At 75.2% G+C, this 22,123-nt stretch carries 17 protein-coding genes; 5 read left to right on the forward strand and 12 right to left on the reverse strand.

The genetic code is table 11. The features are described 5' to 3' along the window. Window positions 1-6 precede the first annotated feature (6 nt). From ANAE109_RS22360 to ANAE109_RS22375, 4 genes are all read right to left on the reverse strand, one after another. Complete coding sequence (locus tag ANAE109_RS22360; protein WP_012099179.1) at window positions 7-465, reverse strand: thioesterase family protein; 459 nt, start codon at window positions 463-465, stop codon at window positions 7-9. Between the two features lie 103 nt (window positions 466-568). Continuing rightward, the gene (locus ANAE109_RS22365; protein WP_012099180.1) at window positions 569-2,227 is read right to left on the reverse strand and encodes a PEGA domain-containing protein; all 1,659 of its coding nucleotides are present in this window, start codon (window positions 2,225-2,227) and stop codon (window positions 569-571) included. After that, window positions 2,224-3,798, reverse strand: coding sequence for a PQQ-binding-like beta-propeller repeat protein (locus ANAE109_RS22370; RefSeq protein WP_012099181.1), 1,575 nt, complete (start codon window positions 3,796-3,798; stop codon window positions 2,224-2,226). Before ANAE109_RS22370 ends, ANAE109_RS22365 begins: the two co-directional genes overlap by 4 nt. 10 nt (window positions 3,799-3,808) lie before the next feature. Next, window positions 3,809-4,462 carry a hypothetical protein gene (locus tag ANAE109_RS22375; protein ID WP_012099182.1) on the reverse strand — a complete coding sequence of 218 codons (654 nt, stop codon included), beginning with the start codon at window positions 4,460-4,462 and terminating at the stop codon, window positions 3,809-3,811. Between the two features lie 304 nt (window positions 4,463-4,766). On the opposite strand from ANAE109_RS22375, the gene ANAE109_RS22380 reads away from it, so the two are divergent. Beyond that, window positions 4,767-6,578: a hypothetical protein gene (locus tag ANAE109_RS22380; RefSeq protein ID WP_012099183.1), complete on the forward strand. Its 1,812-nt coding sequence runs from the start codon at window positions 4,767-4,769 to the stop codon at window positions 6,576-6,578. Here ANAE109_RS22380 and ANAE109_RS22385 read toward each other — a convergent pair. The 6 genes from ANAE109_RS22385 to ANAE109_RS22410 all read right to left on the reverse strand — a co-directional run bounded on the left by ANAE109_RS22385 (window position 6,553) and on the right by ANAE109_RS22410 (window position 16,111). Next, on the reverse strand, window positions 6,553-8,034 hold the full coding sequence (locus ANAE109_RS22385; RefSeq protein ID WP_012099184.1) for a response regulator: 1,482 nt from the start codon (window positions 8,032-8,034) through the stop codon (window positions 6,553-6,555). The genes ANAE109_RS22380 and ANAE109_RS22385 overlap by 26 nt on opposite strands. Before the next feature lie 157 nt (window positions 8,035-8,191). Beyond that, window positions 8,192-10,495: a phosphoribosylformylglycinamidine synthase subunit PurL gene (gene purL / locus ANAE109_RS22390; protein WP_012099185.1), complete on the reverse strand. Its 2,304-nt coding sequence runs from the start codon at window positions 10,493-10,495 to the stop codon at window positions 8,192-8,194. 155 nt (window positions 10,496-10,650) lie between these two features. Next, entirely contained in the window at window positions 10,651-11,331 is a 681-nt protein-coding gene (locus ANAE109_RS22395; RefSeq protein ID WP_041448631.1) for a GIN domain-containing protein, read from the reverse strand. Between the two features lie 395 nt (window positions 11,332-11,726). Next, window positions 11,727-12,527, reverse strand: a complete 801-nt coding sequence (locus ANAE109_RS22400) for a ribonuclease H-like domain-containing protein (protein WP_041448632.1) — start codon at window positions 12,525-12,527, stop codon at window positions 11,727-11,729. 76 nt (window positions 12,528-12,603) lie between these two features. After that, window positions 12,604-14,148: an ATP-binding protein gene (locus ANAE109_RS23845; RefSeq protein WP_012099188.1), complete on the reverse strand. Its 1,545-nt coding sequence runs from the start codon at window positions 14,146-14,148 to the stop codon at window positions 12,604-12,606. Between the two features lie 85 nt (window positions 14,149-14,233). Further along, window positions 14,234-16,111 (reverse strand): AAA domain-containing protein, encoded by a 1,878-nt coding sequence (locus ANAE109_RS22410; protein ID WP_041448633.1) that lies wholly within the window; start codon window positions 16,109-16,111, stop codon window positions 14,234-14,236. 22 nt (window positions 16,112-16,133) lie between these two features. On the opposite strand from ANAE109_RS22410, the gene ANAE109_RS22415 reads away from it, so the two are divergent. Together ANAE109_RS22415 and ANAE109_RS23850 are read left to right on the forward strand one after the other, a co-directional pair. Further along, window positions 16,134-16,505, forward strand: a complete 372-nt coding sequence (locus tag ANAE109_RS22415; RefSeq protein ID WP_041448634.1) for an ArsC/Spx/MgsR family protein — start codon at window positions 16,134-16,136, stop codon at window positions 16,503-16,505. Window positions 16,506-16,657: 152 nt separating this feature from the next. Next, window positions 16,658-19,060, forward strand: coding sequence for an ATP-binding protein (locus ANAE109_RS23850; RefSeq protein WP_012099190.1), 2,403 nt, complete (start codon window positions 16,658-16,660; stop codon window positions 19,058-19,060). 87 nt (window positions 19,061-19,147) lie between these two features. On the opposite strand, the gene ANAE109_RS22425 is transcribed toward ANAE109_RS23850, so the two are convergent. Then, complete coding sequence (locus ANAE109_RS22425; RefSeq protein WP_012099191.1) at window positions 19,148-19,966, reverse strand: phosphatase PAP2 family protein; 819 nt, start codon at window positions 19,964-19,966, stop codon at window positions 19,148-19,150. A gap of 29 nt (window positions 19,967-19,995) precedes the next feature. Here ANAE109_RS22425 and ANAE109_RS22430 point away from each other — a divergent pair, with 29 nt between their 5' ends. After that, the gene (locus tag ANAE109_RS22430) at window positions 19,996-20,313 is read left to right on the forward strand and encodes a Smr/MutS family protein (protein ID WP_012099192.1); all 318 of its coding nucleotides are present in this window, start codon (window positions 19,996-19,998) and stop codon (window positions 20,311-20,313) included. Here the strand turns inward: ANAE109_RS22430 and ANAE109_RS22435 are convergent. Next, window positions 20,300-21,505, reverse strand: a complete 1,206-nt coding sequence (locus ANAE109_RS22435; RefSeq protein ID WP_012099193.1) for a DHHA1 domain-containing protein — start codon at window positions 21,503-21,505, stop codon at window positions 20,300-20,302. The genes ANAE109_RS22430 and ANAE109_RS22435 overlap by 14 nt on opposite strands. Before the next feature lie 61 nt (window positions 21,506-21,566). Between ANAE109_RS22435 and ANAE109_RS22440 the strand changes: the two genes are divergently transcribed. After that, complete coding sequence (locus ANAE109_RS22440) at window positions 21,567-21,971, forward strand: HPF/RaiA family ribosome-associated protein (protein WP_012099194.1); 405 nt, start codon at window positions 21,567-21,569, stop codon at window positions 21,969-21,971. Window positions 21,972-22,123: the final 152 nt, after the last annotated feature.

Raw genomic sequence — 22,123 nt, forward strand, 5'->3', positions numbered from 1 at the left:
CCCCGGCTACTTGCGCGACGACCCGAGCGGCGGCAGCTCCTGGAACTCGGGTGCCCTGGGCAGGTTTCCGATGGCCTCGCCCAGCGCGGCCGGCGCGGGCACGAGGTGGCGGGTGCGCAGGTCCATCCAGCCGCCCAGCACGACGACGCGCGCGGCCTGCTTGCCGTTCGGCCTGAAGAGATCCTGCCGGAACCTCCACTTGCCGCCCTCCGGGGAGAGGCCGAGCACCACGAGATCGACCGTCACCGTCTCGCCCGCGCGGATCTCGCGCTGGTAGTCGATCTCCTCGCGGAGCAGCACCGGGCCGATCATGTGCGCGGCGAGCTGCTCGTAGCCGAAGCCGTGCTCGGTCAGGTACGCCATGCGCGTCTCGATGGCGTACTCGCTGTACATGGTGTTCCGCACGTGCCCGTTCATGTCGCAGTCGCCCCAGCGGACGGTGAAGGTCTGGGTGAAGCGGTCCATGGCGGGTTCCTCCGGGCGCGCCTCTCGAGGGCGTGAGGGTGAGCGCGCCTGCGTTGTAGCGCGGACGCGGCCGTCCGGCGCGCGCCGGGAGGGGACGCGGGCGTCAGAAGCGGAAGGCGACGAGCGATCCCGGATCCGGGGATCGATCCCAGGACATCCAGCCGAGCACGCCGGCGGCCGTGGCGAAGGCGGCGGCGAAGCCCGCGGAGACGTAGGTGTTCCTGCGGGCGCCGTCCGCGTCGGCGCGGAGCTGTGCGTAGCGCGTCCGATCGGCGCCGGGACGGAAGACTTCGCCGTCGAGCATCGCGTCCGCCTCGCTGGAGGCGCTCGACGCCGCCATGCCTTGCTGGACGGCGAGCGCGGCGAGCGCGACGGCTGCGACGCCCGAGCCGATCGCGGTCGGGCGCATCCACGCGGGAGCGGGCCGCCTCGCGGCGAACGGGCCGGCCAGCGGCTCGCTCGACGAGGCGGGGGGCGGGGCGAACACGAGCGACGGGCGCGCCGAAGGCTCGGGCGACGCGCTGGAGGCGGGGCGGGTCACGCCGCCCGCGGGGCCAGCCGACTCGACCGCGCCCGGCGCGCGGGTCGCCGCGGTCGCGGCAGGCGAGGCGGCCTCGGCCTTGCGCTCCGGCGGTGGCCGCTCGGGGCGGGCCGGCTTCGTCGCCTCAGGCGCAGCGGCGACGAGCCTGGCGGGCGGCGTGCGCGGGACGTCCGGTGTCCGATCCTTCACGTCGCGCGACGACTGGCCAGTGAGCAGGAACGACGCCAGCGCGCCCAGGTTCACGGCGGGCACGCTGCCCGCCACCATCCTGACGCTCCCCTCGCGCAGGAGGGCCCCGCGGCGCACGTCGTAGATGGAGCCGAGCAGGAACTGCGCCCCTCCCTCCTCCACGCGCGTCGCCACGACGAGCTTGTCCACCCCGAGCCAGGCGCCCGCGCGGATGATGCCGTAGGCCCGGTGCGCGGCCGCGAGGGCGAGCCCCGGCCCCGCGTTCACCCGCAGCGACTCGGCGAGCGCGAAGTCCAGCACCACCGTGCGATCCTCGTCCTGGAGATCCACCGTGAAGCTCGGGACGCGGAGCCCGTCCGCCGCGCCGCCCACCCGGTAGGTCCCGGTGGGCAGCGAGACCGACACCGGCGACGGCCCCATGTTGCGGCCGTTGACGTAGACGACGCCCGGCTTGCCCTCGGCGAGCACCGTCAGGCGCCGCCTCGGCAGCGCGCGGACCTTCGCCTTCACCTCCTCGAACCGCCTCCGGTAGCCCGGCGAGTACTGGTCCGGATCCGGCTGGAGCGTCGGCTCGGTGCGGGCGAGCTTCGTGAGGGCGGCGAGCGCGTCGCGATCCATCCCGATGGTGGCGGCCGCGTGCGCGAGCCGCTGCAGCGCCCGCGTCCACTGCCGGTAGGCCTCGTCGCTCTCCGGGATGCTCTCCAGGTCCTCGACGATCGCGCGCAGCGTCCGCACGGAGCTCTCGAACTCACCGTTCTGGTACACGGCCAGCGCCCCGCCGTAGGCGCGGTCCAGCTCGGAGAGCGTCGCGTTGGACGCCTGCCCCAGCAGCCGCGCGCGCATCGTGGGGACGTCCTCCACCCCGCCGATCCGATCCCGGCAGGCGGCGCGGAGCTGGTGCCCGAGCTCGGCCAGGTCCGCGTCCGGACCCGCCGGCGGATCGGCGACGGCCACGACGCCGAGCCGCTCGGCCGCGGTCGCCCGGAGGGCGAGCAGGGCGGCCGCGACCGCGAGGAGCCGCCGCCCCGTCACGGCGCGGTCCCCGCGTTGTTCGTGTTGCGGGGATCGTGGAACGCCTTCGGCCACGGCGCCGCGGTGTCGAGCTGGCCGTCGACGATCACGGCGTAGAGCTTGCCGTCGGCGCCAGAGACGTAGGCCGTACTCGTCACCGCGCCCGCGGGCTGCCCAGGTGGCGTGTAGATGTTGGCCGGCTGGAGCGCTGCTCCCGCGGCCGAGAGCTTCACGGACCAGGCGATGCCGCCGTCGGACTCGCGAACGGCGTAGAGACGACCGGTCGAGGTGGGGACGATCAGCTGCGTCGCCTGCCCAGAGACGACCATCGGAGTCGCGGGAACACCGCTGAGCTGCGCACTCTCATTCCACGCGGGAGAGCGGAGCGGATCGAGTCTTCGCAGGGTGCCGCTCTCTTGAGACAAGATCACGTTTCCATCTTTGAGAACCGCGATGCCGCTTGCCCCGACTCCGAGCGACCCCATCCCCGTAGACGTGGCGTCCAGCTCCGTAGCCTGCACGTTTCCCGTGCTGGAAACACTCCATATTGCGTGCTCGTCCGCAGCAAGCGGAGCAGTGACCAATCCGCCTAGCGAAGGCCTCGCGGGAGCAGGCGGTACTCCAGTCCAGTTCGCGGATAGCGCCCCATTCGCCAACAGGGTGAAGCTCTCCATCGTTGAGCCGGACGCCACGAGTACTTCACCTGATGAGGTAGCTACCGGCGTTGCACGCACGGGGCCCGCAGTTGCCGTCAAGCTGCACAAGCCGGTCGTGCTCGCAACAGCGACGACCGCGGCCGCCGATCCGGCGAGGGCCCTGGTCCCATCCCCAATTAGAACCGGAGCCGTCTGGATGCTCTCGCCTGTGCCGCACTCCGTCTTCACAGAACCCGCATCCAGCGCGACGCCGTAGAGATTCCCATCGTTACTCGCGATCCAGATCGCATCGATTCCGATGACTGGTGCACCGGCGTGGTAGGCGATCCCCACGGCGATCGGAGCACGCCTCGGAATCCCCGCATCATCAAACACGTGTAACTTTCCGTTGGCGGCGCCGACTACGAGTTCACCGCCGTCGCCGACAGCAGGCGACGTAAGCGCTATTGACGGTGCGACCTCCCGCTCCCACCTCAACCTCGTCACCTCCACCGGCGACGCCGCTGCGGTGCTCTCGTTGCGAGCACCGTCGCGCGCGACCACCCCGACGATCACGGGGCGGGAGTACGCCTCGAAAGGCCAATCGCGCAGCGGGAGGTCCGCCCCCCAGCCGGCCCCGGAGCGCGTCAGGGCGACCTTGCGCGTCCCGCCGTCGAGATCGATGAACGCCTCGACGCCGGCGAGCTCCTCGCCGTCGGAGGCGGTGGCCTCGACGCGCAGCACGCCGTCCCGCCGGCACGGAGTGGTGGAGCACGAGACCGTCACCCCCGACACGACCGGCGGCTCGGCGTCGCTCCAGCAGACGTTCCCGTCCGGCGTGCGCGCGCAGTACTGGCCTGCGGGACAGTCGGCGCTCGCCCAGCACGAGCCGCGGTCGTCGACCGAGTCGCAGGAGAGCGCGAGGAACACCGAGGCGACGATGACGGCGTGCTTCATGGGGGTCCTCTCAGAACGCGAACCGCCAGGTGAGGCCGGCCGCGACGGCGGCGCCCCCGGCGGCGAAGGAGAGCGCGCTCCAGCGGCGACGGTCTTCCCAGGTCTGGCGTGACCGGGTGTACGCGGCCGGGTCGAGCGCGCCCCGCGCGTCGGCGGCGGCTCCACGAGCGGAGAGCGCGAAGAGGGTCCCCGCGGCGAGGGCGACGGCGCCCGCGCCGGTCACGGTCCAGGCCGCGACCCGGGACGTGCTGGGACCTGGCGGAGGGGGGAGGCTGGCGACGAGCTCGCGGAGCGCGCCTCGCAGCGGCCGCACCGCGTCGGCGCCGGGTGCCACCTCGAGCGTGCGGCGGGTTCGCTCGGTCTCCGTCGCGGCGTCGGCGAGCACGAGGACGAAGCGGCTCCCCTCGACGCGACCCTCCACGGCGGCGGCGACCGCGTAGGCCAGGCCCGCTCGGCGGGCGGCGCGGGCGCCCTCGGCGGCGTCCTCGCAGGTGACGCCGTAGTCGAGGAACCGTCCGCCGGCCTTTCGAGCCGCCTCACCGACCGCGTCCCCGCGCGCGAGCGCGGGATCCCCTGCGACCTGCGGACGGCACAGCAGCAGCCGCTCCTGATCCGCGGCGGCGAGCAGCGCGAGCGTCAGCGTGAGCGCTCCGGACAGAGCCATGTCGAGCAGTGCCTCCCGGTGAATGAGACCGCCGGTGGATTTTCGAGCAGCCGCTCACCGGCTGCAAGCGCCGTGCGCTCTTTCTCCCACGCCCCGCGCGACGGGCGGGTCCGCCCATGGCCGTGGCTCCGGTCCTGCGGCGGACCCGACCGGCCGCCGCGCGGACCTCACACCTCGCGGAGAACGAGCGCGGATGTGTGTGACGGCGGGTGGAACGATCGTCGCATGTGCCGTCTGCCGTTGAGTCGACTCGCAGCGCACCTTTACGATTCGTGACCAGACCTGGTTCTTCCGGGAGGGAAAGATGATCACGCCTCACCGTCCGGCGCGCCTCGGCGCGCTCACCGCCTCGCTCGCGGCCGCCGCGCTGGCCTGCTCCACCGACGCGCCCGCGCCGATCGCCTGCGACTCCTCCGCCTCGTGCCCCCCGGCCTCGCGCTGCCTGCAGCGAGCCTGCACCGCGGACGCCCCGCCGCTCGCGACGATCGCGGCCCTGGGGACGGTCGAGGCGAACGCGATCGCCGTGCTGGACGGCTCGCGCAGCACGGATCCGGACGCGCCCGGAGACGCGGTGGTCTCCTACGAATGGTCGGCGCGGTCCGTCGACGCACCGTGCGACCCGCCCGCCATCGCGGGGACCACTGCCACCACGCAGGTCAGGTTCGCCTGTCCGGGCCGCTACGAGGTGACGCTCGTCGTCGTCGACGAGCTCTCCGTGCGCAGCGAGCCCGTGACCCAGCTCGTGGAGGTGGCGCCGCGCGCCGGCCCTCCGCTCGTCACGGCCGGCGCGGACGTCGGCGTGAACCACCGCTGCGCGGGCGACCCGCTCCTGTGCCGGGCCGTGACCGCGCTCGGGGACGCGATCGCCCTCTCGGGGGTCTCGGCCGTCGAGGGCTGCGCGTTCCGCTGGACCGTCCACCCGCCGGAAGGCCGCCCGCTCGACGCCGCGCGACGCGTGACGTTCGATCCAGGCCCGGACGTCGCCGCGCCGGTCGTCCGCATCGAGACCGACGGCACGGCCATCTCCGGCGACTGGGTCTTCCGGGTCGAGGCGCGAGACGGGGTGGGCGTCGTCGGCGCGGCGGAGATGCGTGTCAGCGTGGCCAACTCCGCCCCCGTGGTGACCGAGAGGATGCCGGCCTTCCATCACAGCCTGAGCCAGTCCTCCTCCCGTTTCCTGGTGGACGACGCCATCACCGTGGCGGTGTCGGACCCGGACGGCGATCCCATCGAGGCGCGGAGCGTCACGGGGCACCACGTCGGTGACGGCGGCGCGACGTTCGACGTCGAGGACTTCGGAGATCGGGTCGCCGTCCGCGTCGAGCTGCCGTACTCGCAGCCGAGCGACGCCCTCTACCTCATCGGCGGCGAGGGGCTCGAGCGGGCGGTCAGGTTCGCGGTCCGTGACGTCAACGGCGCGGAGACGAGCGAGACCTGGCCAGTGCACGTCGGGAACCGGCCGCCGGAGCTCGTCGGGGAGTGGACCAGCACCTCCGTGCACCACACCTACTCGGCGGGCGCCTACCGTGCGGCGGCCGCGCTCAGCACCTGGGTCGACCCGGACGGCGACCCGCTGGTCCAGGCCGAGCCCACCAGCGACGCCGCCTGCGCCACGTTCACGCTCGACGCCACCGGGCGCGTGCGCCTCGAGTGCAGCCTCTCGTCCCCCCTCGCGGCGGCGGCGCAGAACTTCGTCGGCCCGCACGACGTCCACCAGCGGGTCCGAGATCCCTGGGTCGAGGGGGGAGCGAGCGTGAGCCGGGTCGAGATCCTCAACCGCCCGCCGGTGCTCTCGCTCTCGACCATCATCCTCGCCGCCGACTGCGTCGAGACGGCAGAGTGCTGCGACGCGGAATGCATCAGCGGCAAGCTGGACGTCTCGGCGGTCTCCGGGGAGGTGACGAGCTTCGTGACGGATCCGGACGGCGACCCCGTCCAGCTGACCGTCTACCCCGGGTCCACGACCGTCTGCTTGCCGAGCTCCTGCCGCATCCCGGTCTCGTTCTCGGCCGACCTGACCTGCGCCCCGTCGAAGAACCGGACCTATTCCGTCTCGGTGACGGACGGCGTCGGCGTCGCGACGGGGGCGGTCACGGCGAGGCGCCTGTGCGGGTGAGGCGCCTCCGCTCCACCACCCCGTCCGCCGCCTCCGCCACCCGCTCGGCCCCGAGCGCCTTCTCGAGCACCTCGTCCGCCCCGGCGGCGAGGAGCCTCGGGGCGAGCTCGGGGCCGGACTGGCCGGTCACCACCACCACCGCGAGCTCGGTCTCCCCGCCCGCGTGGCGGATGGTGCGGACGAACGCCTCGCCGTCCATCCCGGGCATGCACAGGTCGGTGAGCAAGAGGTCGAGGGTGAGCAGCTCGTCGGCGAGCGCGCGCAGCCCCTCCGCGCCGTCGGCGGCGGTGACCACCTCGAAGCCGCGGTCGCGCAGGGCGTCGCCCAGCATCCGGCGGTGGAGCGCGTCGTCGTCCACCACGAGCGCGCGGCGCGGGCGGGCGGTGAGCTGCACGATGGCCGCGTAGAGCCGCGCCTCCTCCTCCGGCGCGAGCTGGAAGCGGACCCCCATGCCCTCGTCGCTCACGTAGGCCACGGTGGCCCGCGTGTGGAGATCCCCGCCGTCGGGGAGCCGCAGCGCGAGCGCCACCGGCGTCCCCACCGCCGCCGGCGCCTGGGTCCGCACGAACGCGCCGCCCTGCGAGAGGTTCTCGACGAAGTCCTGCTCGAGCTCGGCGCTGCTCTCGTAGGCGATGGTCGCGCACGCCACCGCGGCCGGCGCCTGCGCGCGCTCGAGCGCGATGCGGCCGAGCACCTTGGCCGGCGAGTGGAGGTCGAGGCGCGGGGCGGCGCGGGTGAAGTCGGAGGCGGGCGGCGCGGGCGCGGGGACGTGCGCGGCGAGGGCGGCGCGGAGCGCGGGCGGCTCGGGCTGCACCGAGAGCGTGTAGCCGGCGGGCGCGCCGGGGGTGGCCTCGGCCGGACGGCGCACCGACGTGACCTGGGCGCGGCCCTCGAGCACGCCGGCGGCGCCCGCCACGCGCACGACGAGCCGCAGCTCGTCCCCCTCCGGCGGCGCCATGGGCGAGGGGACGAACAGCGCGCCGCCCCCGGGCTCGTAGCTCGCGCCCGCTGCGGCCGCGCCGGCGAGGTCGAGCACGAGCTGCGGCCGCTCCCCCGGGCTCCGGCGGCGCAGCGCGGGCGCCCCGGCGTCGGTGAAGAAGGCCGCGCTGGCGAGGTACAGCTCCGCGCCCGCCGCGTCGGCGAGCCGCGGCTCGCAGCGGCCCAGCACGCCGCGCAGCTCGGCGAGGTCGGCGGGCGGGACCTGGCCGATGTCGCAGGCCCGCCCGCCCGCCCGCGCCGCCCAGAAGGCGAGCCGCTCGCGCGCGCCCGGCGGGACCGGGGCGCGGGAGAGGCGGAGCAGGACGAGGAGCCGGCGCGAGGCGCCGTCGAGCCCGAGATCGCAGCCGTCGAGCGCGGCGCCGAGGAGCTGCGGCAGCGCCAGCACGAAGCGCTCGGCCGCGAGGAGGCGCTCGCCGGTGGCGCGCTCGAAGATGCAGAGGTGGTCGGCGGTGCTCATCCGTGTGCGATCGAGGTCGTGCTGCGAGTGCAACCCGGACGCCGGGGTCGCCGGCCGGGTACGCCTGTGATCCGGGGCGCTCCGACGCGGGTCGGAGCCGCACGAGGGGCGCAGGATACCCGAACGCGCGACCCAGGGCAGCCCGGGCCCGCCGGAGCTAGGGGAGCGGCTCCTGCGGCTCGCGCGCGATGCCCGAGGCGGCGGCGTGGCCGACGTCGCGCCGCAGCACGGCGGGGACGCCGTCCCGCCAGGCCTTGGCGAGCTCGGCGACGGGCACCGAGAGCGCGCCCTGGATCTCGAGCGTGTCCCCGCCCACCGCGCCGAGCCGGATCACCGGCGCGCCGCACTCCTGCGCGAGCGCCACGAAGCGCGCGGCGCTCTCCTTCGGCATGGAGACCAGGATGCGGCTCGCGTCCTCGCCGAAGAGCACGAAGTCCTTCCGCGCCGGGAACGGGACGCGCACCGCCGCGCCGATCCACGGCGCCTTCTCCGCGCCGGCCGGCACGCCGTGCATCATGCAGCACTCCGCCAGCGCCACGGCGAGCCCGCCGTCGGAGCAGTCGTGCGCCGAGGAGAGCAGCCCCTCGCGCACGGCGCGGCGCACCGTCTCCTGCACCGCCTTCTCCTTCGCGAGATCGAGCGCGGGCGGATGGCCCGCCTCCCTCCCGTGCTCGGCGGAGAGGTACTCGGACCCGCCCACCTCCCCCTGGAGCGTGCCGACGAGGGCGATGACGTCGCCCGCGTTCTTGAACGCGCTCGTGCAGGTCTTCTCGACGTCGGGGAGCAGGCCCACCATGCCGATGGTCGGCGTGGGCAGGATGCCCTGGCCCTCCGTCTCGTTGTAGAGCGAGACGTTGCCCGACACGACCGGCGTGCCGAGGGCGCGGCAGGCGTCGCCGATGCCGCGCACGCACTCCGCGAACTGCCACATGATCTCCGGCTTCTCGGGGTTGCCGAAGTTGAGGCAGTCGGTGACGGCGATGGGCTCGCCGCCCACGCAGGCGATGTTGCGCGCGCACTCCGCCACCGCGTGCTGCGCGCCGAGGTGCGGGTCGAGGAAGCAGTAGCGCCCGTTCGCGCCGACGGAGATGGCGATCCCCTTGCCCGCGTGGCGCTCGTCGCCGGTGGCGATGCGCACCACCGCCGCGTCGCCGCCGGGGCGCACCGCGCCGACCAGCCGGACCATGTGATCGTACTGCTGGTAGACCCACTCCTTCGACGCGATGGTGGGGCGGGCGAGCAGGCGGAGCAGCGTGTCCCCCAGGTCGGCGGGCTCGGGCACGGTCGAGAGGTCGAAGGCGTGCAGCGCCGGGAGCGCCGGGTGCGGCGTCATCGGCCGCTGGTACTTGGGGGCGCCCTCGGTGAGCGGATCCACCGGGAGGTCGGCGACGACCTTCCCGTGCCAGTGCGCCCGCCAGCGGCCGGTGCCGGTGACGCGCCCGACGATGGCGACGTCGAGGTCCCACTTGGTGCAGATCTTCCGGACCATGTCCTCCTTGCCCTCGGCGGCGACGAGGAGCATCCGCTCCTGCGACTCGGAGAGGAGGATCTCGTACGGCGTCATGCCCTCCTCGCGCAGCGGGACCTGGTCGAGGAAGAGGTCGAGGCCGTTCCCGGCGCGGCCGGCCATCTCCACCGACGAGGAGGTGAAGCCGGCGGCGCCCATGTCCTGGATGCCGACCACCGCGTCCGTCTTGAAGAGCTCGAGGCACGCCTCGAGGAGCAGCTTCTCCATGAACGGGTCGCCCACCTGCACGGTGGGGCGCTTCTCCTCGGTGGAGGCGTCGAACTCGGCGGAGGCCATGGTGGCGCCGTGGATGCCGTCGCGGCCGGTCTTCGCGCCGATGTACATGACCGGGTTCCCGACGCCCGCGGCGGTGCCGAGGAAGATCTTGTCGGCGGGGAGGATGCCCAGCGTGAAGGCGTTCACGAGGCAGTTCCCGTTGTAGCTCGGGTGGAACATCACCTCCCCCGCCACCGTGGGCACGCCCATGCAGTTGCCGTAGCCGCCGATGCCGGCCACGACGCCCTCGAGCAGGTAGGCGGTCTTCGGGTGGCTGGGATCCCCGAAGCGCAGCGAGTTCGCCGAGGCGATGGGGCGGGCGCCCATCGTGAACACGTCGCGGAGGATGCCGCCCACGCCGGTGGCCGCGCCCTGATACGGCTCGATGTAGCTCGGGTGGTTGTGGCTCTCCATCTTGAACGCGGCGGCGAGCCCGTCGCCGAGGTCCACCACGCCCGCGTTCTCGCCGGGCCCCTGCAGCACGCGCGGGCCGGAGGTGGGGAAGGTCTTCAGGTGGACGCGCGAGGACTTGTACGAGCAGTGCTCGCTCCACATCACCGAGAAGACGCCGAGCTCGGTCAGGTTGGGCTCGCGGCCGAGGTGGCGCTTCACCTCGTCGTACTCGGCCTGCGTGAGCCCGTGCTGGGCCACCACTTCCGGCGTGATCTTCTCGGTCATGAGGCGGCGGATTCTAGACGGCGAGCCTCGCTTCGGGAACCGCCAACGCGCGCAGCGCGCCCGGCGGGCGTCCCGGCGCCGCCGTGGAGCCGCTCGCGCGGCGCGCGGCGCATGCCCGCCCGGCGGGGAAGCGCCGGGTCGGCCGCCTCACGCCCCTAGGGGCAGGTCACCGTGGCGTCCGGCGTGACGGTCAGCTCGCAGGCGCCGCCGCCGACGTTCTCGAGCGAGCTCGGGCCGCTCACGATCCCGCCCACCCGATCCTCCACGCGCAGCTCGGCGCGCGCGCCGCCGGCGAGCTCGACCGTCGCGACGCCGGCGGGGTACCCGCGCGCGTCGAGGAACGCTCCGCCGCCTTTCCCGCCGGCGAGCCGAAGCGTCAGCTGATCCCCGCCGGCCCCGGAGAGGACCAGGTCTGCGCCGTCGTCGGCCTCCACCGCCATGACGTCCGTCGCGACGCCGGCCACGACCGCGTGGCAGCCGTCGGTCGCTGCGATGAAGCGAAAGACCGGCACGGAGACCACCACCCGCAGCGGGTGGGTGGACTCGAAGGACGACAGCGAGGAGCGGACCTCCAGCACCTGGCCGTGGACGGGGTCGGCCCGCACCGACGTCTGGACGTGCTGCAGGAGGTTCTCGTCGCCGCTCACCACCACCCGCTGGCTCTCGGCGCCGGCCGTGACCTCGGCGTGGATCCCGTCCTCGACGCGGAGGCCCTCGAACGCGCCGACCGAGCGCGTCTCCTCGCGCAGGATGCCGTTCCCCTTCACGTACGGGTCGCAGGCGACCAGCAGCGCGGGCAGGAGGGCGAGCGCGAGAGAGGCGTGCCGGAGGAGCACGCCGGGTGTCGCGCGGCGGCGACGGCGTGGCGGATGAGCGCCGGCTCCCGTCGCGGCGGCGGAGGCGCCGCCCTCCACCGCTGAGGACCCGGACCACGAGGTTTCGAGGAGATGCGCGCCTGCGTTCACGATCGAGGCTCCCCGGCCGCTCCCGGGCGTTCGGGATCGTGCCGTCCGCGAGGATACCTCTGCATCTCGCCGGCCGAGAATTCCTCATCGGTGGATCCCCACGCGATGCGGGAATCGACGGACGACGCACGGCGGCACGCGGCGACGCCCCGCGCGCTGGATGCGCTCGATGAACCCGGCTGAGCAACCGATGGCGCGAGCGGCGCTGGCGCTCGGCGCTCGGCCGGGACGCCCGCCCCGGCACGGACGCCGGCGCGCCACCCGCGTCACAGCGCCAGCAGGAGCTTCGTCATGTCGTAGCGGTGGTCGCCGCGCTCCGACACCGGCACGGGCGAGGCGGGGAGCCGCAGCCGGTCGATCATCCGGTTGTAGCCCATGTCCATGAGGGTCCGGAGGTTCACCGCGTCGTGCAGGTTGTACTCGACGAGCGTGCGCAGCGCGGTGGCGTCGCCGCGCAGGTGCAGCCGCCAGAGCCGGATGGCGTCACGCCCGTCCACCCCGTCGACGCCCGGGGAGCGTCCGACGCCCGTCTCCTTCTCGAGGAGCTTCAGGCCGCCGCGGTGGCCGAGGCGCCCCCACAGGTGGCGCAGGTCCACGTGCGCGAGGGGCGGCCGCCACCCCGGAAAGGCGGCGCGCAGGATCGGCACGTCGAAGGAGAGGCCGTTGAAGGTGACGAGCAGCTTCCAGTCGCTCGTCGCGGCGGGGAAGTCGTGGAGGTCGCGGCCGGCGAGGAAGACGCGCGGGCCGCGGCGATCCAGGACGCCGATGGCGGTGACGGCCTCGCCGTCGGTCTCGATGTCGAGGAAGGCGGCGTCGCGCGCGAAGGCGGCGTAGAGCCGCCAGCGCTCGTTGCGCGGGAGCATCGCCGCGAGCGCGTCGGCGTCGCCCCGCGCGAGGGCGGCGCGCGCGGCGGAGATGGCCTCGCGCAGGCGCGCGTCGGTGCGGGCCGAGAGCGCCACCGCGGGCGGCGGCGGGAAGTCCTCCCAGCTGCGGACGCCTGCGACCCAGAGCTTCGCCTCGAGCCAGGGGCCCACGCCGGGCGTGAGCCGGAAGGTGCTGCGGATCAAGCCGTGTCCTGGGATGCGGAGTGGAGACGCCGCCCGGATCGTCGGCGGCGCGGCGAGCTTACGCGGGGGCGGCGGGTCAATGCAAAGCGGCCACGCCGTTCCCATCCGCGGAGGGGAGCACCACGCGGAAGGTGCTCCCCTGGCCGAGCCGGCTCGAGACCTCGATGCGGCCGCCGTGGGCCTGCACGAGGTGGCGCGTGATGTAGAGGCCCAGGCCGAGCCCCTCCGGCTGGCGCGCCCCCCGGGCGCGGAAGAAGCGATCGAACACGTGCGGCACGTCCTCGGGCGCGATCCCCACCCCGCGGTCCGTCACCACGATGGCCACGCCCTCCGGGGCCGGCGCGAGCTCGAGGACGACCTCTCCCTGCGGAGGCGAGTACTTGAGCGCGTTCGTGAGGAGGTTCACCACGATGCGCTCGAGCCGCTGCGGGTCCGCCAGCGCCCGCGGGAGGTCGGGATGCACGACGAGCCGCACGCGGTCCACGTCGATCGCCCCGTGGAAGCGCTCGAGCAGCTCGGGGACGGCGGCGGCGAGGTCCACCGGCTCGGGGGAGATCTGGAGCTGCCCGTCCTCGAGCAGGGTCGCCTCCACGAGGTCCTGGATCATCGCGCTCATCCGCTCGCAGCTCTTCAGGACCGCGGCCGCGCGCGCCTCCACCCGCGCGGCGTCGTTCGGGTACCGGCGGAGCAGGTGGGCCTGGTTGTAGATGGCGTTCAGCGGGGTCCGCAGGTCGTGCGAGATCATGCGCACGAGATCGTCGCGGGCCTGCTCCATGGCGTGCAGCGCGGTCTCGTCGGAGAAGGTGAGCACCGCGCCGGCGATCGAGCCGTCCGCCCCGCGCACCGGGGCGCTGCTCGCGAGCACCCAGAGCGACCTCCCCTGGTACTCGACCCGGGCGTGGAGGCTGCGGACCGTCTCGCCCTGCAGCGCGCGCACCACCGGCGTGTCCTCGAGGCGCATGAGCCGCCCGTCGGGCGCGTACACGCGCAGCGCGGCGAAGCGCTCGGCGAAGCTCGGGCTCGCCTCGCCGGCGTCGTAGCCGAGCTGGCGCATCGCGGCGCGGTTCATGCGGAGGATCTCGCCGTCGCGGCCGTAGATGACGAGCCCGTCGGCGATCGCGTCCACCGTGGCGTCGAGCTCGCCGGCGCGCGTGAGCGCGGCGGCCGCGGCCTCCTCGGCCGCACGCCGCGCCGCCCACGCCTCGGAGGTCTCCCACACCGCGACCAGGACGGCGAGGCCGCGCCGCCACGGGATGCGCCGCACCTGCACGCAGAAGCGGCGCACCCCTCCGGCGGCGGGGACGGCGTAGTCGTCGACGCACAGGCCGGCGCCGGTGGCGAGCACGTTGCGGAGGGCGGGGAGGACGGCGGGATCGCCCGTCGGCCACACGTCCTCGAAGGGCTGCCCGACGGGGTCGACGTCCGCGCGCGTGAGGGCGCGGCACGCCGCGTTCGCGTGGTCGACGATCAGGTCCGGGCCGACGAGCACGGCGAGGCCGGCGGGCGAGGCGTCGAACACGGCCTCGAACATCGCGGCGGTGATCCCGCCGAAAGCGTTCCGCGCGATGTCACCCGGCGCGGGGACGAGCGTTCGCCCCGAGCCGTCGCCCGTCGTACCCATGGTCCGTCGGCCCCCGCCGCACCGAACGTATGTCAGCGGGTCGGCCCTGACGCGGCCCCCGGCGGAGCCGCGCGAGAGCGCGCATTTACAGAGGTTCCCGCGTTCGCTCCCACGCGCTGCGCCACGCGCCGCTGGCCTCCGCGTGCGACAGGAACCGCGCGTAGAACGGATGGCGCGCCACGGTCGCGCCGTCGCCGACCACGACGAGCTTCATCCGGGCCCGGGTGAGCGCCACGTTCATGCGACGCACGTCCGCGAGGAACCCGACCTCTCCCGTCTCGTTGGCCCGCACGAGGGAGACGACGACCGCGTCCTTCTCGCGCCCCTGGAAGCCGTCCACCGTGTCCACCTCGAGGCCGCGATCGAGGTGCGCCGCGAGGAGCTGACGCAGGCGCTGGACCTGGGCGTCGTACGGGGAGATCACTGCCACCTCGGCGGGATCGAGCCCCTGGGCGAGGAGCGCCTCGACCTCGCCGGCGACCAGCGCCGCCTCGCCCGCGTTCTGCTTGGAGTCGGAGCCCTCCGGCGTCTCCTCCTCGAAGCCGCGCCCCGCGGTGTCCACCACCTCGAGCGGCGCGCCGTCGATCGCGCGCTCGGCGACGGCGGGGTGGGCCCGGAGCGCCCCGCCGTAGAGCGCCTCGGATGGGAACGCCATGATGCGGGCGTTCATGCGGTGCTGCTCGGCGAGGGTGACCTTGATCGCGTCCCCGTGAAGCGCGACCAGCCGCTCGAAGAGCGACACGCCCAGCCCGCCGGCCTGCGCCGCCCCCGAGAGCACCGTCGGAGGGAGCTGAAGGTGGTCGCCCGCGAGGACCGCCCGCTCCGCGCGGAGCAGGGCGAGGTACAGGGCGGGCTCGACCGCCTGCGTCGCCTCGTCGGCGACCGCGAGCGTGAACCTCCTGCGCGCGAGGGGAGGGGCGTCGAGGCCGGTCAGCGTGGAGAGCACCACCTCCGCCCGGTCGAGGACCTCGCCCTCTGCGCGGGCCTCGAGCGTGCGCGCCTCCGCGAACAAGGCGCGGGCGTCGCGCTCCTGTTCCCGCGAAGCGCTGAACCGGCCCGGGCCGCGCTTCTGGCGCCGCCTGGCGGCCGAGCGGCGCAGCGCGATCGCCTCCTCGACGAGGCCGCGCGCGATCCGGGCCGCCTCGTGGGATTCGGTGAGCGCCTCGAGCGTGTGCGAGAGGACGGCCGGCAGCACCCGGGCCGGGTGCCCGACCCGTACGCAGCGCACGCCCGCGGCGGCGAGCCGCTCGACGAGGTTGTCCACCGCGAGGTTGGAGGGGGCGGTGGCGAGCACCTTCTCCCCGCGCGCGACGGCCCGGCGGATCACCTCCACCAGCACGGTGGTCTTGCCGGTCCCCGGCGGCCCGTGCACGAGCGCGAGGTCCACGGCGCGATCGGCGAGGTCGAGCGCCGCCGCCTGCTCGGCGTTGAGGACGCTCGCGAGGACCGGTCCGCGGGCGGCCCGCTCGAAGCGCGGCGCCGTCCCCGCGAGCACCGGGTGCCAGCGGCGGCCGGCCGGATCGTCCCGCAGGCGCGCGAGCCCGCCGGCGAGCCGCTCCCACGTCACCGGGGAGGGCTCGAGCTCGAGCACGACCCGGCCGTCGGTCGCCCAGTCGGGAGGGGGCTCGTCGAAGGCGACCGCGATGCTGGCGCGGCTCCGGCGCGCGACCACCCCGCGCGGCGCGTCGGGCCGCTCCTCGCGGCGGAGCGTCACCGATACGAGGCTGCCGACGCCCACCCGCCCACCGCCGAGCGGCCGGCCCCCGGGGCGCGCGTACGTCACGAGCGCCCTGCCGGCGAGCGCCGCCTCCTCGACCGCCTCCACGTCCGCGAGCGCCAGCCCGCGCGCCTCGCGCTCCGCGACCCCGAGGCGCTTCCGTGCCTCGTCGAGGCGGGCGCGCTCCTCCCCGCGCTCGGCGTCGAGGAGGGAGGACAGGTGCTCGAGGTGGTGCGCGAGATCCAAGCTCCCTCTATTATCCGCCGCGATGCCCCCGCACTGCGTCCTCTGGTTCGACGCGCGCTGCCCCGCGAGCCGCCGCACCCTCGAGCTCCTCCGCGAGCGAGGCGTCGAGCCGAGCCTTCGCCGCTTCCTGGAGGAGCCGCCCACGGTCGAGGAGCTCGACGCGCTGCTGCGGGTGCTGGGCGCGCCACCTCACGCGCTCGCCCGCGCCGACGCCGACGAGTACCAGGCGCTGCGGCTCTCGGAGCGGACCGCTCCCGACGCGCTCATCCGAGCGATCGTCCAGCACCCGCGCATCCTCGAGCGCCCCATCGTCGTGTGCGGGGAGCGGGGCCTCGTGGCGAGGCCGCCGGAGCGGGTCTCGGAGCTGTTCCCGGCGGAAGCCGGCATGGTGTGACGCCCAAACCCCGGGGCGGAACGCACCCGGGTATCCCTACACCTCCGCCGTTGTCGCACCTCCGGTCGCGGATCTCCGCGCCGTTGTTGGGCGATTCCTAGCGGCATCGACCGGCCCCGATTGTACCAGTTCATGCATCCCCTTTCGGGCCGGTGACCGACCCGCTCGCAGGCAACGTCCGGCGTCTACCCGTCGCGCGCGCGACGGACCTGTTCACCGGCAGCCCGGCCGCGCTGTTCGACGCGCTCTCCGCCGCCTCGCCGGACGGGTTCCTCATCTCGTCCGTCGACGGCCGGCTGCTCGCCGCGAGCGAGCGGCTGTTCGAGCTCTGGGGAGTGCCCGCCGCCGAGCGCGCCGAGATCCGCGCCCTCGGCCACACCGTCGCCGCCCGCCAGGCGCTACAGCTCGCCTTCGAGCGCCGCGCCGGCTGCGAGCTCGGGTGCTGCCGCCAGCTGGATACCTCCACCGTCCGCGTGGACGAGCTCTCGCTCGTGGATGGCCGCGTCCTCGAGCGCCACGTGGCGCCCACGATGGGGCTCGACGGCGCGCCGACCGGCCGGATGGTCGTGTTCCACGACATCACGCGCCGCAAGCGCAACGAGAGCGCCCTGCGTGAGCGGGTCCGGCACGAGGCGGCGCTCGCGGCGCTCGGCGAGCTCGCGATGAACGCCGAGGACGTCGTGCCGCTGGCGAAGACGGCCTGCGCGACGGCGGCGGAGCTCCTCCGGCTCGACGCGGTCGCGGTGGTGCGGGCGGATCCGCGCGGCGGCTCGATCCTGGCGGCGGCCGGGCTCGCGGGCGTGGACCGCGAGCGGGCCCTCTCCCCGGCGGACGCGGCCGGGCGGCCTGGCGGACACCTCGCGACGCTCGGCTTCGTCGCCGCCCTCGAGGTGGCGCTCCCCGGGCGCGAGGACGGACCGCGGCGAATCCTCGGCGCCTACGCGCGGGCCCCGCGGACGTTCTCCCCGGACGACGAGCGGTTCCTCACGGCGGCGGCGAGCGTGCTCGCGTCCGCGCTGGCGCGCGCCGACGCGGAGCACGAGCTGCTCTCGCGCGAGCGGCAGCTGCGTGCCGTGTTCGACGGCGCCCGCGACCCGATGCTCATCGTCGCCGGCGGCGGCCTCGTGATGGACGCGAACGCCGCCGCCGCCACCCTGCTCGGCGACGGGCGGGGCGGGCTGGCGGGGCGGCCCCTCGACGCGCTCGCGCCGCTCGCCTCCGCCGCGGCGGGCGAGGGCGGGTGGGCGTCCCTCCTCGCCACCGGCGGGGCGCGCGGCGAGGCGGAGCTCGCGCTGCCCGCGCGGCGATGCCAGGTCGAGGTGGCGGTCACCCCGGGGATCCTCCCGGGCCGGGCCCTCGTGACGCTCCGGGACGTGACGGAGACCCGTCAGCTCCAGGCGCGCCTCGCGCTCGCCGATCGCCTGGCGTCGGTCGGCACGCTCGCCGCGGGCGTGGCGCACGAGCTGAACACGCCGCTCGCCTACGTGAGCGCCAACCTCGCCTTCGTGTCGGACGGGGTGGAGCGCCTCGGGCGGCTGCTCGACGGGGCGCCGGAGGCCGGCGCCGAGCTGGCCCGGCAGGTCGCGGACGCGGCGCGCGACGCGCGCGAGGGCGCGGAGCGGATGCGCGTCATCGTCCGGGATCTGCGCACCTTCTCGCGCGGTCAGGACGACGACGAGGGCCCGGTGGAGCTCGCGTCGGTGCTCGGCTCGTGCCTCAACATGGCCGCCGCCGAGCTCTGCCGGCGCGCCCGGGTCACCCGCTCGCTCTCGCCGGTGCCGCCCGTCCGCGGCAACGCGGCGCGGCTCGGACAGGTCTTCCTCAACCTGCTCGTCAACGCGGCCCAGGCGATCCCGGAGGGCGCCCGCGAGCGCCACGAGGTCCGGGTGACCACCCGGACGCTCCCCGACGGCCTCGTCGCCGCGGAGGTGCGCGACACCGGCTGCGGCATCCCCGCGGAGCACCTCGCGCGCGTCTTCGACCCGTTCTTCACCACCAAGCCGCCCGGCGTCGGGACCGGCCTCGGGCTCGCCATCTGCCACGGCATCGTCACCGCGCTCGGCGGCGCGATCGAGGTGGAGAGCGCCCCCGGCGCCGGGACCACGTTCCGCGTCCTGCTCCCCCCCGCCCCCGCGGCGGGCGCCGGCGCGCCGACGCCGCCGCCGCGGGCGGCCGCGCGGGCCCGGATCCTCGTGGTGGACGACGAGCCGCTCGTCGCCTCCGTGCTGCAGCGCACGCTGCAGCACGACCACGAGGTGGTGGCCGCCTCCTCGGCGCGCGGCGCCCTCGAGCGGCTGGCGCGCGGCGAGCAGTTCGACGCGATCCTCTGCGATCTCCTCATGCCGGAGATGAGCGGGATGGAGCTCCACCGCACGCTCGTCGCGGCGGGGGATCCCCACTCCGGACGCATGCTGTTCCTCTCCGGCGGCGCGTTCACCGCCTCCGCGCGTGCGTTCCTCGAGACGACCGGCGCACGCTGCCTCGAGAAGCCCTTCGAGGTCGCCGCGCTCCGCGGCACCCTCGCCCGCCTCCTCGCCGGCGACGCCGTCGCCTGAACGGAGCGGCCAAGGGCTTCAGGCTCCCGGCTTCGGGAACGGCGCCGGCGAGCCTCTCTCGTAGCCCGTAGCCCTGAAGCCTTCTCTCTAGAACGCCACGCGCAGGCCGATCGGCAGCGGCACGAACGTCACCCGCTCCGCGTCGGCGTCGCCGGCCCCGCTCCTCTCCCGCGGGTGGAGGAGCCTCGGCGCGGCCACGCCGACCGCGGTGCCGATCACCGCGCCGGTGAGGACGTCGGTCAGGTAGTGCCGATCCGCCGCCACGCGAAAGTAGGCGACCCCCGACGCGAGCGCCATGCCGACGCCCCAGATCCAGGGCGCGCTCCGGTAGCCGCGCAGGCTCGCCACGGTGCCCGCCGCCGCCGCGAACGAGAAGGCCGTCGAGGTGTGGCCGGAGTAGAACGAGAGCTGGTCGTCCGGATCCGCCGGCCGGTCGGGCTCCGCGTAGTTCCCGAAGTGCACGAACGGCCGCTCCCGCGCCACCGCGAACTTCACGAGCTGGTTCACGTCCGCCGCGATCGCCACCGCCTCGATCACGAAGAGCGCGTCGAGGAGCGCGTCGTCCCGGGTGTCCGCGGCGGCGGCGAGGGGGACGAGCGCGGCCGCCGGGGCGACGGCGAACGCGAGGAGGTCCGAGGTCACGCGGGCCGGGACGGTGTTGGACCAGACGAGCCGGGTGCGCGCGTCGCGATCGAGCCCGGGGGGATCGCACCAGCGGCACCCCTCCGGCGCGAGGTACGGCTTCGCCAGCTCGGAGCCGATCCAGAGCGCGCCCGCGCCGATGGTGAGCGGGAGATCGACGGCGCGATCGTAGCGCAGCGCGTGGTGCGGCCCGGCGGCGGCGGGGAGCGGCGCGGCTGCGACGGAGGCGGCGAGCGCGAGGGCGGCGGCGCGGGCGGCGAGCATGCGCGGACGCTATCATCCCGGGCGCGCCCATGCCGCTCCCCCCTGACGCTGGCGGACCCCCCGGCGATCCGCCCTTCGAGGACCCCGTACCGCTCCCGATGGACGGGACGCTCGACCTGCACGCCTTCCGGCCGTCGGAGGTGGGGGACCTCGTGCCCGAGTGGCTCGCGGCGTGCCGCGCGACGGGCCTGCGCGAGCTGCGCATCGTCCACGGCAAGGGGACCGGCGCGCTGCGCCGCTCGGTGGAGGCGATCCTCGCGCGCCACCCCGACGTCGCGGCCTTCCGTCCGGCCGGCGAGGACGCCGGAGGGTGGGGCGCGACGCTGGTGTCGCTCAAGGCGGACTGAGCGTCGCCTCGGCGTCGACCAGCGCCGCCTCGAGCCGCGCCGCCTCCGGCCCGCTGCCCTGCGCCAGGTCGGGCGCCCCTCCGCCCTTGCCGGAGAGTGCCGCGGCGGCGACCCGCACCAGCTCGCCGAGGTGCGGGCCGCTCCCCTTCGGGCGCGCGAAGGCGAGGTGCGCCCGCCCGTCCTCCACCGCCCCGAGGAGCGCGACCCGACCGCGCGCCGCGAGCGCGGCGGCGACCGCCTTCACGAACGCGGGGGCGCCCGCCGCGGGCGGAACGATCACCGCCCGGACGGTCCCGCCCGATGCGGCCGCGAGCCGGTCGGCCTCGGTCGCCGCCAGCGCGAGCGCGAGCCGCTCCACGTCCTTGCGCCTCGCGGCGCCGTCCTCCGCCGCCCGCGCCGCCGCCGCCGGCACCTCCGCCGGCGCGCAGCGCAGCGCCCGCGCAGCCTCTCCGAGGCGGGCCCGTGCCTGCGCGAGCGCCGCCACCGCGCGCGCGCCGCAGACGAACTCCACGCGCGACCCCGCGCCCCACTTCTGGACGCCCAGCACGGCGATGGCGCCGACCTCGCCGGTGCGTCGCGGGTGCGTGCCGCCGCAGGGAGACGCGTCGACGATCCCCCCCGGCGTCCCCGCCTCGCCCACCACCACCACCCGCGCGCCCTTCGTGGGCGCCTTGCGGAGGGGGAGCGCGTCCAGGTCCGCGGGCGAGAGCTCGCGCGCCTCGACCGGCAGGTCGGCGAACACGAGCGCGTTCGCTGCCGCCTCGACCGCGCGCAGGGCGCCCTCGTCGAGCGACGCCGCCGGGGCGTCGAGGTCGATGGTGCAGGTCGCCTCGCCCAGGTGGAACGAGAGCGTGCGCGCCCCGCGGGCGCCCTCGAACGCGGCGGAGAGGAGGTGCTGGCCGTGGTGCTGCTGGACGTGATCCCGGCGGCGCTGCCCGTCCACCCTGCCGGCGACCTTCCCGGCGGGCGCCGGCCCGGCGAGCACGTGCAGGATCTCTCCGCCCAGCTCTCGCACGTCCACGACGGGCACGCCGCCGAGGCTGCCCCGGTCCGCGGGCTGCCCGCCACCCTCGGGGTAGAAGGCCGTCCGGTCGAGCAGGACGGCGGCCCGCCCGTCGACCTCGCGGGCGGCGGTCACGATCGCCTCGAAGTCGAGCAGGCGGCTGTCGGAGAGGTAGAGGCGGTCGGTCACCCCGGCGAGTCTAACCGCCGGTGGGGCCCCGCGGGGCCAGGACGGTGGCCATGGTATCGGCATGAAGCTCTCCATCCACGCGAACCACCTGTCCCTCCCGAACGACGTCATGCGGTTCATCGAGAAGCACGTCACGCGTCCGCTCGCCCGCGTGTACGACGACTCGGCCGCCGAGCTGGCCGTGCACTTCGACGACTCGCGGCGGAAGAAGGGCGGCGTCGATCAGGCGTGCCGGCTGTCGTTCCGGATGCCCGGCGCCCGCACCGTCCACGTCGAGAGCGTGGAGGACGACCTCTACAAGGCGCTCCTCGACGCCTCGGAGCGGCTGAAGCGGCACGTGCGCAAGCAGGTCGACAAGATGCGCGCCAGCTCGCGCAAGCCCATGCACCGTCCGCTCGGGCGCAGCTGGCGCGAGCGATCCACGCGTCGCGGGGTGACGCCCGAGGGAGATCCGGCGTCGCTGTGAAGCGGGCGGCCAAACCATGGTCCATGATTCGCGATCACCTTCGGTGTCGCGAATCACGCCATGGTTTGGCCATGTTCTGACGGGGCTGCGCCCCCGCCCCGCCGACCCTGAGCCTGTCGAAGGGGCGTCGGGGCCCCACCCCTGCTACGCGG

The organism is Anaeromyxobacter sp. Fw109-5 (assembly GCF_000017505.1).
GTDB lineage: Bacteria > Myxococcota > Myxococcia > Myxococcales > Anaeromyxobacteraceae > Anaeromyxobacter.